Origin of the sequence: Longimicrobium sp. (assembly GCF_036399935.1) — a bacterium.
GTDB lineage: Bacteria > Gemmatimonadota > Gemmatimonadetes > Longimicrobiales > Longimicrobiaceae > Longimicrobium.
Window position 1 is genome coordinate 62982 of sequence record NZ_DASWMD010000044.1, and the last position, 14353, is coordinate 77334.

The 14353-nt window shown below is 69.7% G+C and carries 18 protein-coding genes; 15 read left to right on the forward strand and 3 right to left on the reverse strand.

The genetic code is table 11. The annotated features are described in order from the left end of the window. The first annotated feature begins 79 nt into the window (after positions 1-79). Together VGB24_RS13945 and VGB24_RS13950 are read left to right on the forward strand one after the other, a co-directional pair. Positions 80-478: a YciI family protein gene (locus VGB24_RS13945; RefSeq protein WP_331073558.1), complete on the forward strand. Its 399-nt coding sequence runs from the start codon at positions 80-82 to the stop codon at positions 476-478. Continuing rightward, positions 475-1743 (forward strand): RNA polymerase sigma factor, encoded by a 1269-nt coding sequence (locus tag VGB24_RS13950; protein WP_331073559.1) that lies wholly within the window; start codon positions 475-477, stop codon positions 1741-1743. The genes VGB24_RS13945 and VGB24_RS13950 overlap by 4 nt, the downstream gene beginning before the upstream one ends. An 82-nt stretch (positions 1744-1825) precedes the next feature. On the opposite strand, the gene VGB24_RS13955 is transcribed toward VGB24_RS13950, so the two are convergent. Next, the gene (locus VGB24_RS13955) at positions 1826-2905 is read right to left on the reverse strand and encodes a hypothetical protein (RefSeq protein WP_331073560.1); all 1080 of its coding nucleotides are present in this window, start codon (positions 2903-2905) and stop codon (positions 1826-1828) included. Positions 2906-3281: 376 nt separating this feature from the next. Here VGB24_RS13955 and VGB24_RS13960 point away from each other — a divergent pair, with 376 nt between their 5' ends. After that, complete coding sequence (locus tag VGB24_RS13960; protein ID WP_331073561.1) at positions 3282-3749, forward strand: DUF1579 domain-containing protein; 468 nt, start codon at positions 3282-3284, stop codon at positions 3747-3749. A gap of 12 nt (positions 3750-3761) precedes the next feature. Here VGB24_RS13960 and VGB24_RS13965 read toward each other — a convergent pair whose 3' ends face one another. Next, on the reverse strand, positions 3762-4295 hold the full coding sequence (locus VGB24_RS13965) for a GNAT family N-acetyltransferase (RefSeq protein ID WP_331073562.1): 534 nt from the start codon (positions 4293-4295) through the stop codon (positions 3762-3764). A 109-nt stretch (positions 4296-4404) separates the two neighbouring features. On the opposite strand from VGB24_RS13965, the gene VGB24_RS13970 reads away from it, so the two are divergent. From VGB24_RS13970 to VGB24_RS13980, 3 genes are all read left to right on the forward strand, one after another. Beyond that, positions 4405-5538: a cellulase family glycosylhydrolase gene (locus VGB24_RS13970; protein ID WP_331073563.1), complete on the forward strand. Its 1134-nt coding sequence runs from the start codon at positions 4405-4407 to the stop codon at positions 5536-5538. 132 nt (positions 5539-5670) lie between these two features. Next, entirely contained in the window at positions 5671-6345 is a 675-nt protein-coding gene (locus VGB24_RS13975; protein WP_331073564.1) for a hypothetical protein, read from the forward strand. Continuing rightward, on the forward strand, positions 6342-7364 hold the full coding sequence (locus tag VGB24_RS13980) for a site-2 protease family protein (RefSeq protein ID WP_331073565.1): 1023 nt from the start codon (positions 6342-6344) through the stop codon (positions 7362-7364). The genes VGB24_RS13975 and VGB24_RS13980 overlap by 4 nt, the downstream gene beginning before the upstream one ends. A gap of 63 nt (positions 7365-7427) precedes the next feature. Here the strand turns inward: VGB24_RS13980 and VGB24_RS13985 are convergent, their stop codons facing one another. After that, entirely contained in the window at positions 7428-7703 is a 276-nt protein-coding gene (locus VGB24_RS13985; RefSeq protein ID WP_331073566.1) for a hypothetical protein, read from the reverse strand. A gap of 92 nt (positions 7704-7795) precedes the next feature. On the opposite strand from VGB24_RS13985, the gene VGB24_RS13990 reads away from it, so the two are divergent. From VGB24_RS13990 to VGB24_RS14030, 9 genes are all read left to right on the forward strand, one after another. After that, positions 7796-8065 carry a helix-turn-helix transcriptional regulator gene (locus tag VGB24_RS13990; RefSeq protein ID WP_331073567.1) on the forward strand — a complete coding sequence of 90 codons (270 nt, stop codon included), beginning with the start codon at positions 7796-7798 and terminating at the stop codon, positions 8063-8065. Beyond that, positions 8065-8454 carry a hypothetical protein gene (locus VGB24_RS13995; protein ID WP_331073568.1) on the forward strand — a complete coding sequence of 130 codons (390 nt, stop codon included), beginning with the start codon at positions 8065-8067 and terminating at the stop codon, positions 8452-8454. The genes VGB24_RS13990 and VGB24_RS13995 overlap by 1 nt, the downstream gene beginning before the upstream one ends. An 86-nt stretch (positions 8455-8540) precedes the next feature. Further along, complete coding sequence (locus tag VGB24_RS14000) at positions 8541-9416, forward strand: DUF5694 domain-containing protein (RefSeq protein ID WP_331073569.1); 876 nt, start codon at positions 8541-8543, stop codon at positions 9414-9416. Positions 9417-9538: 122 nt separating this feature from the next. Next, on the forward strand, positions 9539-10348 hold the full coding sequence (locus VGB24_RS14005) for a DUF3667 domain-containing protein (RefSeq protein ID WP_331073570.1): 810 nt from the start codon (positions 9539-9541) through the stop codon (positions 10346-10348). Next, positions 10345-11193, forward strand: a complete 849-nt coding sequence (locus VGB24_RS14010; RefSeq protein WP_331073571.1) for a DUF3667 domain-containing protein — start codon at positions 10345-10347, stop codon at positions 11191-11193. Before VGB24_RS14005 ends, VGB24_RS14010 begins: the two co-directional genes overlap by 4 nt. A 14-nt stretch (positions 11194-11207) precedes the next feature. Then, positions 11208-11966, forward strand: a complete 759-nt coding sequence (locus VGB24_RS14015) for a class I SAM-dependent methyltransferase (protein ID WP_331073572.1) — start codon at positions 11208-11210, stop codon at positions 11964-11966. Between the two features lie 63 nt (positions 11967-12029). Next, positions 12030-12590 (forward strand): hypothetical protein, encoded by a 561-nt coding sequence (locus VGB24_RS14020; RefSeq protein ID WP_331073573.1) that lies wholly within the window; start codon positions 12030-12032, stop codon positions 12588-12590. Between the two features lie 70 nt (positions 12591-12660). Next, positions 12661-13581: a serine hydrolase gene (locus tag VGB24_RS14025; protein WP_331073574.1), complete on the forward strand. Its 921-nt coding sequence runs from the start codon at positions 12661-12663 to the stop codon at positions 13579-13581. Then, positions 13578-14300, forward strand: coding sequence for a hypothetical protein (locus VGB24_RS14030; RefSeq protein WP_331073575.1), 723 nt, complete (start codon positions 13578-13580; stop codon positions 14298-14300). The genes VGB24_RS14025 and VGB24_RS14030 overlap by 4 nt, the downstream gene beginning before the upstream one ends. The last annotated feature ends 53 nt before the right edge of the window (positions 14301-14353 follow it).

Consider the following 14353-nt stretch of genomic DNA (forward strand, 5'->3'; position numbering starts at 1 on the left):
ACTACTGTACGGAAGCGCCAACGAGGGCTGCTTCGCACGGGCCGGTCGACGGCCGAACCACCGAACGGGAGAACGAACCATGAAGTACATGATGATGATGCACGCGCCGCGCGGAACCGGTGACTACCAGGTCGGCCAGTGGTCGCCGGAAGACTTCCAGGCCCACATCGGGTTCATGCACCAGTTCAACCAGGAGCTCATGGCCTCGGGCGAGTGGGTGGATGCGCAGGGGCTGGCCGCGCCCGGCGAAGCGAAGCTGGTGCGCGCGGGCAAGGACGGCGCGCCCGTCACGGACGGCCCGTTCCCCGAATCCAAGGAGTTCCTGGCCGGCTACTGGATCGTGGAGGTGGATTCGCCCGAGCGCGCCTACCAGCTCGCCGCCAAGGCCTCGGCCGCGCCCGGCCCCGGCGGCGCGCCGCTGAACATGGGCATCGAGGTGCGCCAGGTGATGAGCGCGCCGCCGACCACGGACGCGTGACGGCGGATTCCGTCCCAGCCACGATCGAGCACCTGCTGCGCGAGCTTGCGCCGCAGGTGCTCGGCGCCGTGGCGCGCAGGCACGGCGACTTCCAGGCGGCGGAAGACGCGGTGCAGGAAGCGCTGATCGCCGCGGCGGCGCAGTGGCCGGCGGACGGTGTTCCGCGCAACCCACGCGGCTGGCTGTACCACGTGGCCCTCCGGCGCCTGACCGACCACCTGCGCGGCGAGATGGCGCGCCGCCGCCGCGAGGACGCCGTCGCCAGCCAGGTTTGGGCCGACTGGGCCTTCGTCCCCCCGCCGGACGCGGAGGTGGGGGTGGATGGCGACGACACGCTCGTGCTGCTGTTCATGTGCTGCCACCCCGCGCTGACGCCCGCGTCCGCCATCGCCCTCACCCTGCGCGCCGTGGGCGGATTGACGACGGCGCAGATCGCCGCCGCGTTCCTGGTTCCCGAGGCCACCATGGCCCAGCGGATCAGCCGGGCGAAGGCGAGCATCAAGTCGTCCGGCGTGCCGTTCGAAATGCCCTCCGCGGCCGAGCGCGCGGAGCGGCTGAAGTCCGTGCTGCACGTGCTCTACCTGCTGTTCAGCGAGGGATACGCGAGCAGCACCGGGCCGCAGCTGCACCGGGCCGACCTGTCGGACGAGGCCATCCGCCTGGCCCGCACCCTCCACGTCCTGCTGCCGAACGACGCCGAGGTGGCGGGGCTCCTGGCGTTGATGCTGCTGACCGACGCCCGCCGCGCCGCGCGCACGGGCCCCCACGGCGAGCTGATCCCGCTGGACGAGCAGGACCGCGCGCTGTGGAACCGGGCGATGATCGTGGAGGGCGTCGCGCTGGTCTCGGATGCGCTCTCGCGTGGAGCCGTGGGGCCGTACCAGCTGCAGGCGGCCATCGCGGCCGTCCACGACGAGGCTGAGCGCGCGGACGACACCGACTGGCCGCAGATCCTGGCTCTGTACGGCGTGCTGGAGCGGACGTCGGACAACCCGGTGGTGACGCTGAACCGCGTGATCGCCGCCGCGATGGTGAAAGGCCCGGAGGCTGGGCTGGAGCTGCTGAAGGCGCTGGACGACGATCCGCGGATGCGCGGGCACTACCGCCTGGACGCCGTCCGCGCGCACCTGTACGAGCGGGCGGGCGACCCGGCGCGCGCCATCGCCCACTACCGCGCGGCGGCGGAGCGGACGGCCAGCATCCCCGAACGCGACTACCTGACGCTCAAGGCGGCTGGGCTCTCCGTGGAGCGAACGGCGGACTGAACGGGATGCAGAAAGGAAAACTCCGCCCCGGGCGCGCGGCCCGGAGCGGAGTTCATCAGTACGTGCCCGGAACGCCGGGAGATCAAGGCGTATAGGTGGAGTTCTGGGCCTTGGGCGTGCCGCGGCCACCCGACCCGAAGACGGCGGTAACCAGCGCCGCGGCCCAGTTGCTTCCGTCCATGTTGGCATTGTCCAGCCCGGGATTCTTCAGCTCACGCGACACCCCGTCCTGCGCGGAAACCGACGCCTGCGCATACTGCGTCCGGTCCACGGTCACCGTGTCTCCGGCGACGGAGGTGAGGCGAGAGATCTTCAGCGCATCCAGCGAGGCGGGGAACCTCATCGCGCTTCCGTAGGCGTAGTCCACCGGAACCCCTCCGTTTGCGTTGAAGCTGGTAGAGTTGCCCAGCACCACGTATCCTCCCGGCGGCACTTCCAGCGGCGCGGAAATCCGGTGATACGCCTGCCGCCCGGACGCCGCGGAATCCGCGACCAGCATCCCCTCCATCTGCACCGCGAGCCGGCCGGCGTTGTACACCTCGAACCAGTCGCCCTCCAGATCGTACATGGTGCCGCTGGGATTCACCATGACTTCGTTGATCACCAGCAGCGGCTGCACCGCCGCGGCCACGTACACCCGGAAGGTGAACGTCTGCACCCCGGCGCCGTAGGCCAGCCGCCAGGTCCTGGCGGAAGAAACGTCGTTCTGGTGGAGGATCTGGCTGTACCGGAAGAACGGCTGGGCGGGCCCGGTGAACACTCCGGCCCCGTCCTCATTGTCCACCGTCACCACGCCGGTGGCCGACGACGGACCGCGGTAGAAGAACACCCTGATCCCCGCCGTATCGGCGACGACGCCGTTCCACGTGCCCATGGCCTCGGGCATCAGGTTCTGCACGGTGACGTCGAACTGAAAGATGCCGTTCGACGCGGATACGTTCGACGAGGCGAGGGTAAGGAGGTCGTTCTGCCCGCCGATGATCGTCAGGTTGGGCCCGCCCTGTGGGGCGCCCCGGGAACACGACAGGGTCGCGGAAACGACGTTCGCCGTGCACTCCAGCACCTTGAGCACGGGCAGCGCCTCAGCGGGGGCCGGAGCGGGCGCGAGAGGCTGCCCATCCCCGCAGGCGCCGGCCAGAAGCACCACCGCCAGGGGCCACACGCGGTGGCCTGGGAGACGAAACCGGAGTTGCACGATCGTCCTGGGATGACGGGCAGGGTGAAGTCACCCAAAATAAGCGGAATCGCTGTCAATCTAACGGCACCCCCTGCAATTACAAGTGGCGCACCCGCAAACAGATATGCGCAGACCGCCCACCCGGTTCGTAACAAAAATTTGTAGAAACGATTTCCGGCGGCGAACCCGTCGGTCTGAAAGGACGCGCCCCAGGCACGAAATCCGGGGCGGCGTTCCTTCCTCCTCGGCGAGCCGGCGATCAGGGGTCGGCCCGCGGGACCGCTTGGCGCACGCGCCGGCGGCGTTTACGTTGCGCGCATCCGCTGGGCCATGATCCAACCTCGTTCCCATGGAGACATCGATGAACGGCGAACCGCAGGCGACGCACGAGTGGCTGCAGCGGCTGGTGGGCGAGTGGACGTGGGAGATGGACGCCCTGGAGCCGGACGGCACGCCGATGAAGGTCACCGGTTCGGAGAGCGTGCGGCTGCTGGGCACCACGTGGGCGCTGTGCGAGGGGCGCGACGGGGGGAACATGTCGACGCTGATGACGCTGGGGTTCGACCGGGAGAAAGGGCGCTTCCGGGGCACCTTCATCGGTTCGATGATGACGCACATCTGGATCTACGACGGCGAGCTGGACGCCTCGGGCACCACCCTGACGCTGGATACGGAGGGCCCCAGCTACGAGCAGGAGGGCACGATGGCCAGGTACCAGGACTCCATCGAGTTCAGGGGCGACGACCACCGGGTGCTCACGTCCCGCTACGTAGGCGGCGACGGACAGTGGAAGCAGTTCATGACCGCGCACTACCGCCGCGCCTCATGAGCGCCCGCGTGCCTACCGCTCGAAGACCAGCGTGAGCTCGTGCTTGTAGATGGCGTCCGCGCCCCGGCGGAAGCCGCACTTTTCCGCCACGCGGATGGAGGGGGCGTTGTCCGGGTGGATGATGGCCACGATCCGCCCGGGCGAACCGTCCGCGGCGCGGGGGAGGTTCTCGTGGGCCCAGGCGAGGCCGGCGCGCACGGCCTCGGTCGCGTAGCCGCGCCCGTGCGCCCGCGGGTCCAGCACCCATCCCATCTCGGGGATGCCGTCCAGCGGGGGCACGATGTCGCGGCGGAAGTCGCCGAAGCCCACCTCGCCCAGGTACCGCCCCGTCGCGCGCTCCCGCACCACCCAGTATCCCAGCCCCAGCGTCGCCCACAGCCCGGCGTAGCGCAGCAGCCGCGCCCACACCTCCTCGCGTGTGGATGGGCGCCCGCTGATGTAGCGCGCCACCTCGGGCGACGACCACATCGCCAGGGAGTCCGCGAAGTCGGCCAGCGCGGGCTGGCGGAGCGTCAGGCGCTCGGTGTCGATGGAATCGTTCGGCATGAGCTGAACTCTATCCGCGCCCGGCGCACGACGCCACTCGCTTGCGCGCCGACCCGGCGTGGTTAGCTTGCCGGGCGGCCCTCCTGTCCCACCGATCCCCGGATTTCCCATGATGCAGCGTCGAATTCTCCGCGGCACCTTCACCCTGCTGGCCGTCGTCGCCACGGTCGCCACCGCGCAGGCCCAGCAGCTTCCCGGGCGCTGGTCCGCGGAACGCGCGATGGCGTGGGAGCGCGAGACGGGATGGCTGGTGGGCGCCAACTACGCGCCGCAGTCCGCGATCAACCAGCTCGACATGTGGCAGGCGGAAAGCTGGGACCCGCGGACGATCGACCGCGAGCTGGGGTGGGCGCAGGGGCTGGGGATGAACACCATGCGCGTGTTCCTTCACGACCTGGCCTACAAGCAGGACCCGCAGGGCTTTCTCAATCGCGTCGACGAGTTCCTGGCCATCGCCGACCGGCACAAGATCCGGCCCATGCTGGTGCTGTTCGACGCCGTGTGGGACCCGTTCCCGCGCTTGGGCCCGCAGCGCCAGCCGGTGCCGGGTCTCCACAATTCCGGCTGGCTGCAGTCCCCGGGGGTGGAGATCCTGCGCGACAGCATGCGCCACCGCGAGCTGGAGCCGTACGTGAAGGGCGTCGTCGGCCGGTTCGCGAACGACCGGCGGATCGTGGCGTGGGACCTGTTCAACGAGCCCGACAACCGCAACGGAGGCTCGTACGGCGCATTCGAGCCGGTGAACAAGGGCGAGATGGCGCTGGCGCTGCTGCGCCGCACCTTCCAGTGGGCGCGGGAGATGAACCCCTCACAGCCGCTGACCGCCGGGCCGTGGAAGGGCGACTACGTGGATCCCAGCCAGACGCTGCCCATCACCACGTTCATGCTGGAGAACTCGGACGTCATCACCTTCCACAGCTACGACGACCTTCCGAACCTGCAGCGCCAGGTGGCGGCGCTTCAAAAGTACGGGCGCCCGGTGCTGTGCACCGAATACATGGCTCGCCCGCGCGGCAGCACGTTCGAAAGCATCCTGCCGTACTTCAAGCAGCAGGCGGTCGATGCGTACAACTGGGGCTTCGTCAGTGGCGAGTCGCAGACCATCTACCCGTGGGACTCGTGGCAGCGCGCCTACCCGTCGGAGCCGCCCGTCTGGTTCCACGACATCTTCCGCCCCGACGGCACCCCGTACCGCGCGGAGGAGGTGCAGCTGATCCGCTCGCTCACCGGCGCGCGACGCTAGTCCGCGCAGGGCGTCATCGGGGACGTGGGGCGAGACGGTCCCGCGAAGGGAAACGAACGTTGCGCGACGTTGCAATGTCGTGTAACGTTCGGGCATCCCGCCCGCTCTTGTTCCAATCTCCCCGAGAAAGCCATGTCCGATCTTTCGCCGGCGGCGCCCGCGACGGGTGCGCTCCAGTTCGACACGGCCGAGCCGTCGGCGGCCGCCACCACCGAGCGGTCCTGCACCGCGTGCCATCGCCCCATTGAGGGCGAGTACCACATGGCGAACATGCAGGTGGTCTGCACGCCGTGCCGGCATGCGCTGGTGGCGGGGCCGCAGGGCAGCCGGACCGGGCGCATCGGCCGCGCGATCCTCTTCGGCGCGGGCGCGGCGCTGGCCGGCAGCCTTCTTTACTTCGTGGTGCTGGCCGCCACGGGCTACGAGATCGGGCTGATCGCGATCCTGGTGGGCTGGATGGTCGGCCGCGCCGTGAGCGTCGGCTCGCACGGCCGCGGCGGATGGCTGTACCAGGTGGTGGCCATCGGGTTCACCTACCTGGCCATCTGCACGAGTTTCATCCCGGCCATCCTGGATGCATGGCGGGCATCGGGCGAAGACACTGGAGTCCCCGCTGCCCTCATCTACATCGGGGCGTTCATCTTCTCGCTGACCCTGCCCATCCTGACCATCACCTCTGCGCCGATCGGAGTGCTTATCCTGGGTTTCGGACTGTATCAGGCGTGGCGCGAGAACAAGCGGCCTGAGCTCACCGTCACCGGCCCGTACGCAGTGGCGCCCAAGCCCCAGCCGCAGCTCGCCGGGTGACGGACCTCGTCGTCTCGCCGGCCACGCCCCCCGCGCCTGCCGCGGCCGTCTGCGCGGGGTGCGGCTCGCAGGTGGCGGCGGGGCTGCTCGCCTGCCCCGCCTGCGGCCGGCTGCTCCGCGGCGACGAGCTGCGCCGCCTGGCCGCGGAAGCCGAAGCCGCCACGCTGGCCGGCGACCGCGCCCGCGCGGCGGATCTGTGGCACCAGGCGCTCACCTTGTTGCCGCCGGGCGCCGGACAGCGCGCCACCATCGCTTCCCGCATCGCCGCGCTCGGCCCCTTAGACGGCGCGGCGCCGGGCAAGGCGAAGCCGCACGGCTCGCACGCGGGGGCGACGGCGGGCGCCATCGGCGCAGCCGCGCTGCTGTTCATTGTAACGAAGGGCAAGCTGCTGGTGCTGGGCCTGACGAAGATGAGCACGCTGCTGTCGATGCTCGCCTTCCTGGGCGTCTACTGGAGCCTCTTCGGATGGAAGTTCGCTGCGGGGATCGTCGTCTCCATCTACATCCACGAAATGGGGCACGTGGCGGCGCTGCGGCGCTTCGGGATGCCGGCGTCGGCGCCGGTGTTCATCCCCGGCGTGGGCGCGTTCGTGCGCCTGCACATGAGCCCGCCCGACGCGCGCACGGACGCACGCATTGGGCTCGCGGGGCCGGTCTGGGGGCTGGGCGCGGCGCTCGCGGCGTACGGCGTCTATCTCGCCACCGGCTCGCCCATTTGGGCCGCCATCACCCATACGGGGGCCTTCCTCAACCTGTTCAACCTGATCCCCATCTGGCAGCTCGACGGCGGGCGCGGGTTTCACGCGCTCACGCGCACGCATCGGGCGGTGGCGGCGGCGTTCATAGCGGGCGCGTGGGCGGTGTCGCACGAGGGGATGCTGTTCCTTCTCCTGCTGGGCGCCGGGTGGCAGCTCTTTCAGCCTGCCGCGGAGCAGGAGGACAACGGCGCACTGGGCACGTACCTCTTCCTAGTCGCCGCGCTCACCGGGCTGATGATGATCGTGCCGTACGGCGGCTGATCCCACACGGAGGCGATCAACCAGAACGCGCACCCCCCGGTAACTCCGCGGGCGCGCGTTCATTCACCGCTGCTCACCATAAGCCAGGCTGGAGATGGGCGTCGATCGCTCATCCCCCCACTGCAATGCAGCCTCGTACGCCTGCCGCAGATCATCCCCGAACTCGAGAATCGCGTCCGCAGTCATCCGGCTCATCGGGGGCGCGTTGTCACTACCGCGGCCCTGCGCCAGTTGCAGCGAAGCGTACGCGATCGTCTCGAAGGCCCCGAAGCGGTCCGACAGCATCTCCAACAGCCGCATCGGTGAGGCGTGCTTCCCGCCTTCCCCCGTAGTCCTCATGGGCGCCTCCTTCTGGTACAATGCTCATAGTCATCGAATACTTATAATCCGTGGACCGATTGTCGGCAAGCTTTGCATCATCCTCGTAGTCGATGCCCTTCCGGTTCCAGCGATCTTTCCACATGCCCGCACTATCCCGAGCCGACATCCTGAAACGTTTTGGGCAGAACCTGCGCGAAGCCCGGCAACGGACGGGGCTTTCGCAGGAAAAGCTGGCGGCCAAAGCGGGCATCGATCGCACGTACGCGGGCGGCGCTGAGCGCGGCGAGCGGAACGTAGCCCTGGTGAACATCGTGAGGCTCGCGGAAGCGCTGGAGATCGCGCCGGCTGACCTGCTGAAGGGCTTGGATGCGGGCGGCTGATGGGCACCGACGGGGTGAGCGCTGGGACTGGTGAGCGCGCCGCCTCCCTGGACGCGCTTCGCGAGGCTGCCCGCGCCTATGCGGAAGCGACCTCGCAGCGGCGGGCAGCGCGCGAGATCGGCCTGTCCGGCACCGGCTTCCGCGCATTCCTGAACGGCGCCGTGCCCCACGCTGGCACCCTCCGCAAGCTCAACGAGTGGTTCGTCCAGAGGCAGGCGAGTGACGCTGGCGAGGTGAGCAGCGAGGGCGCCGCAGCCGCGCTCTCCTTACTCGTGGCGCACCTCCCGGCGGGCGAACGCAACGACGCCGTTCAACATCTGCTGGACGCGGTTGAGACGCTCGGCCAGAGAGCACGTCTACCACGCTGGATCGCTCACCTTCGCGAGTGACGCAGCGGCAAGCCTTTGCACAGCCGCTTGCTAGTAGACGCCAGCGGCCAAACCCCTCCTGCAACCCGAACGCACGAGAAACATCGATGATGGAGCTGTGGCGGATCGGAGGGGTTGGGCTCGCCTTTGCGCTGGCCAGCTGCGCCCCGGCGGCCGTTGCGCCGGCCCCCATGGCGAACGAGCAGCCTCCTACCGGATTTCCGGCTGCGTGCCGGCCCGGCGAGGTAGAGGTGATGCTGCTGGGAACGTATCACTTCGCGGGTTCTTCCACCGACGCGGTCGATACCCCGGCCACCGACATCCTGGGCCCGCGAAGGCAGGCGGAGCTCGAGGAACTGGTGACGCGGCTGGCTGGTTGGGGCCCCGAGCAGATCGCGGTAGAGTGGCCGTTCAGCTTCGCGGACTCCACCACCGCCCGATACCGGCGATACCTGGCCCAGGGCACCGTGCGCAGCCACGACGAGGTCGAGCAGATCGGGTTCCGCCTTGCCCGCAGGCTCGGGCACGAAACGGTGCATCCGATCGATCACCAGATGCCCATCGGCAACGACTCCATTGAGGCGCTCTATGTTCGGCGCCCCGAGTTCAAGGCGCACAGCGACAGCCTCATGGCGGTGCTTCGCGCGGACGCGGACTCCACGGCGGCATGGCAGCGTGAAACCAGCCTGATCGAGCACCTGCGGGCGGCGAACTCCGACGAAGGGCTGCAGGGCGGCAACTCGTTCGCCATGTTCGGCAGCATGCTGGCGGCGGGAGAAGGCCGAAACCGCGGAGGGCCGCAGCTGCTTGCGCGCTGGTACGAGCGCAACATCATCATGGCTCACAACCTCACCCGCGTGCTGCGTCCCGGAACGCGCCGCGTGCTGGTGCTGGTCGGCTCAGGGCACGTTCCGTCCATGCGCAACGTCCTCCACGAATCGCCCGACTTCTGCCCGGTGAGCCCGCTACCCTACCTTCGGTGACGTGCGCCGGAAAACTCGGTGACGGACGGGGTGAAGCCCCGCGCCTGGAGCGCTCCTGAAACCATGCTCGCGGTCTACGCGTACCAGCATCATCACCAAACGTTTACCGCTCGCCGAGGCCGATGCTCGACAACCCGACCGTTTTGCCCACCGCGCCGCTCTCGGCGAAGGCACCCGCCGGCGCGTGCCCGGCGTGCGGGGCGCACCTTGGCGCGGCCTTTTGCGGTGAGTGCGGGCAGGAGGCGCGGGAGCGGCTCACCACCGGGCTGGTGGTGCGGAACGTGGCCAGCACCGTTTTCGGGCTGAACCGGGGGCTGCTGCACACGTTTCTGTCGCTGAGCCGGAACCCGGGGCGGGTGGTGGGCGATTACGTTGCGGGGGCCACGGTGAGCTACACCAACCCGGTGAGCTACCTGCTGCTCTGCGCCAGCATCACCGCGCTTCTGTTCACCAGCTTCGGCGGAATCGAGGATTTCATCCGCGGATTCAACGAGGCGTCCTCCAGGGCGCCTGTTCCGACCGCCGCGGATGCGGTGCGCCGGATCGCGGCCCACGCCAGCATCATCGTCGCGCTGGTGGTGCCGGTTACGGCCCTGTTCTCATGGGCCGTGTTCTACCGTTCCGCCCGCAACTACGCCGAGCACCTCGTCTTCAACGCGTTCGTGCTGGCCCAGGCGGCGCTGATGGTCACCGTGCTGGACGTGCTTTCCCGGCCCGTCGTGCGGCCCGACAGCACGGCCGGTGAGGCGGTGGGCCTGGTGATCGGCGTGATGGGCGCAGGGTACTACGCGTGGGCGGCGTGCCACTTCTTCCAGCAGCGCGTGGTGGGTGGGCTGCTTCGCGCCGCTGTCGTACTGCTGCTGTCGTCCGTGGCGTACGGTCTCCTGGCCGGCCTCGCCGTCGTCCTGGTGGGCGGCATCACCGCGGGATGACCGATCCCGCCGAGCCGGGTGCGCCGGGGAACGGCGCCGCGTGCGAGAACTGCGCGACGGTGCTCGTGGGCGCGTTCTGCCACGCCTGCGGACAGGCGGCGGAGCCGGCGGCGGCGTCGGTGCGGGCGTTCGCCGGCCAGGCCGCCGCGGACCTCACCAGCCTGGACTCGCGCCTCCTGCGCACCGTGGGCACGCTGGTGGGGCGGCCGGGGCGGCTGACCCGCGAGTACCTGGACGGGCGGCGCGTCCGGTACACGCAGCCCCTGCAGCTGTACCTGGGAGCCGCGGCGGCGTTCTTCTTCGTGAACGCGTATCGCCCGTTCCTGACGTTCGATCCGCGTACGGCGCGCGTCGTCAGTTCGCTCAACGCCATTGGCGTCAGCGGAACCGTCAGCAGGGAATCGCTCGCGCCGCTGGCCGGGCGCGGCATTTCGATGGAGCTGTTCCGCGAGCGGTTCGAGGCGACGGTGACGGGCTACCTGCCCGCGTTCCTGGTGGCGTCGGTGCTGCTGTTCGGGCTGGTGCTGCACCTGTTCCATCGCCGCGCGCCCGCCGGGTACGTGGGCCACGTCGTGTTTTCGCTGCACTGGAGCGCGTTCTTCCTGCTCCTGATGATCGCGGACCGGCTGCTGCCCGCCCGTGCCCCGGGCGAGCTTCCCGGCCTGACGGACGCGGTGATCGCGCTCATCGCGTCCGTTTACCTGGGTTTTGCCCTTCACCGGGTGTACGGGGGAGGCTGGCTGCCCACCGTTCTCAGGACCGTGTGCCTCTACCTCGTCTACCAGGTGCTGCTCAGCATCTGGATGCTCTCCGCCATCGCGCTCGCCTTTACGGTGCTCCTCTGACGGCGGACGGCAGCATGGGACAGCCCCTCTACGACATCATCGGCATCGGCTACTCCGCCTACCGCCGCCCCGACCCTCGCATCGCGGCACAGATCGCCGACGCGCTGGGCACGGCGTCCACCGTCCTGAACGTGGGCGCCGGGGCAGGATCGTACGAGCCAGCGGACCGGAGGATGGCCGCGGTGGAGCCGTCGGCCGAGATGGTGCGCCAGCGGCATCCTGGCGCGGGGCCGGCCGTGCGCGCCTACGCCGACCACCTGCCCTTCCGCGACGCCTCGTTCGATGCCGCGCTCGCCGTGCTCACCATCCACCACTGGCCGGACTGGCGGTCCGGGCTGCAGGAGATGCGACGGGTGGCGCACAACCGCGTCGCCATCCTCACCTGGGATCCCGAGCATCCCGGGTTCTGGCTGGTGCAGGACTACTTCCCCGAAATCGTGGAGATGGACCTGCTCACCATGCCGACCATCGCGCAGATGGAGAGTGTCTTGGGCCCGGTGGATGTCCGTCCCGTTCCCGTCCCCGCGGACTGTACGGACGGCTTTCTCGGCGGCTACTGGCGCCGGCCGGAGCGCTACCTGGACGACGGCGCGCGCGGCGCCATCTCGGCCTTCGCCAAGCTCCGCGATCCGCGGCCCGGCCTGGAGCGGCTGCGGGCCGACCTTGCGGATGGCTCGTGGAACGTGCGCCACGGCCACCTCCTCGCGCGCGCCGAGCTCGACATCGGCTATCGCATCATCGTTGCTTCCGGAGGCGTGCGCGACGCATACTGAACCCGCCCCAACCGGCTGCATTCCCCGCGGGTCCTTCCATCCACCCCTGCCCTCGATGCTGCCATGCCCATCACAGCCGCCCCTCCGACCGGCGCCGTCTCCCGCTACTCGTTCCGGCGCTCCGTGCTCGAATCGGAGCGCACCTACAGCCTGTACCCGGACCGCCTGGTGGTGGAGGAGAACGGCGTTCCCATTCAGTCCCACGACCTTGACGGGGTGCGCGGCGTGCACCTGAAGTTCGACCGCTCCAAGCAGCGCGCCTACTTCCAGTGCCTGGTCGACACCGATGCCGGCCGCGTGTCGCTGCGGCACGTGCACTGGGGCGGAATCGCCGCGTTCGAAGACCGGCGCGAGACGTACACACCCTTCGTCCGCGCCCTGCTGGCCCAGTTGGCGAACCGTCCCGGCGTGCAGTTCCGCGCGGGCTCGCTGCTGAACTTCGTGTCGGCCATCGTCGGCCTGCCGCTGATGCTGCTGCTGGGCGGTCTCTCGGCCGTCATGGGGCTGTGGCCGGGTACGCTGCTGGCGGCGCTGCTGGTATTCGTCTGCGTTTCCGTGCTGCGTCGCTCGCGCCCGCGCGGCTTCGACCCGCTCCAGCCGCCCGAGGCGTTCCTGCCGCTGTAGCCGCACGCGGCCGGGCGCGCCATCTTGTCGCGTCACCCTCCGTGCAAACGCCGACCTCCGCCGCCCGACCATGATCCGCATCGCCGTGACACTGATGGCCGCCCTGGCGCTCGCCGCGCCATCACGGGCGCAGCACGCCGGGCCACCGGAGCGGACGGACGCGGCACTCACGGCCCGGCTGGACAGCCTGGTACGCGGCTTCCGCGGCGACGTGGGCATCTACCTGCGGCACCTGCGCACGGGCGCCACCGTGGCCATCGACGCCGACACGGTGTTCCCCACGGCCAGCATGATCAAGGTACCCATCCTGCTGGCGCTGTACGACCAGGTGCAGCAGGGCCGGCTGAGCCTGGACGCGCGCGTGCCCTATCCCGACACGCTCACCTACCGCTACACGGAAGCGACGGACGTGGTGGGCTACATGGCGGCGGGTGACACGCTCCCGCTGCGCGAGCTCGCGTTCCTGATGCTGACCATCAGCGACAACCACGCGAGCCTGTGGATCCAGGCACTGGTGGGAGGCGGCGCGGCGGTGAACGAGTGGCTGGACGCGCACGGGTTCCGCCACACCCGCGTGAACTCGCGGACGCCGGGGCGCGAGCAGGCGCGCTCGGCCTACGGGTGGGGGCAGACGACGCCGCGCGAGATCGCCGAAGCGCTGGTGATGATCCGCCAGGGCCGCGCCGTCAGCCCGCGCGCGTCGGAGGAGATGTATCGCATGCTCACCAGGAGCTACTGGGACCAGGAAGCGCTCTCGCAGATTCCGCCGACCATCCAGGCCGCGTCCAAGCAGGGCTTCGTCGACCGGTCGCGCTCCGAGGTGCTGCTGGTGAACGCACCGACGGGCGACTACGTGCTGGCCGTCATCACCAAGAACCAGGTGGATACCGGCTACGAGCCCGGCAACGAGGGCTCGCGCCTGATCCAGGCGGTCTCCCGCGCGGTCTACGAGTACTTCAACCCGGAAGATCCCTGGCGCCCGGCGCGATGACGGATCCGTCGGGTCGCCTCGTGAGCGCCGCCGAGCCCATCGTCCTGAGCTGGAGCGGCGGCAAGGACAGCGCGCTCGCCCTGGCGCGTCTCCTCGATGACCCGCGGGTAGAGGTCGTGGGCCTGCTCACGACCGTCACCGCGGGCTACGACCGTGTGAGCATCCACGGCGTGCGGCGCGCGCTGCTGCATGCACAGGCGGACTCGATCGGCGTTCCGGTGCACGAGGTGACGCTGCAGCCGGAGAGCAGCAACGAGGCGTACGATGCGGCGCTGGCGAACGCGCTGGATCGGCTGCGGGAGCGGCATCCGGAGGTCCGGCGGCTGGCATTCGGCGACATCTTCCTGGAGGATGTGCGGCAGTACCGCGAGCAGCGCATCGCCACATCCGGCTACGGCGCCTTCTTTCCGCTGTGGGGCGAGGCGACGGACGTGCTCGCCCGTGAAGTGATCAGCCGTGGGATCGAGGCCCGGCTGGTCTGCGTAGACACGGATGCGCTCCCCGCCGCGTTCGCGGGACGGCGGTACGAAGAATCGCTGCTCGCCGATCTGCCGGACGGCACGGACCCGTGCGGCGAGAACGGTGAGTTCCACACGTTCGTCTCGGCGGGCCCCGGCTTCCGCGAGCCCATCCCGTACGAGGTTGGTGAGGTGGTGATGCGCGGCGAACGCTTCGCCTTTTGCGACCTGGTGCCGGCCGGCGCGGCGCTGGCCGGCTGACGCAACCCCCCGCGGGAGAGTGCTGATGGACTTCGCCATATCACCATCGCCGT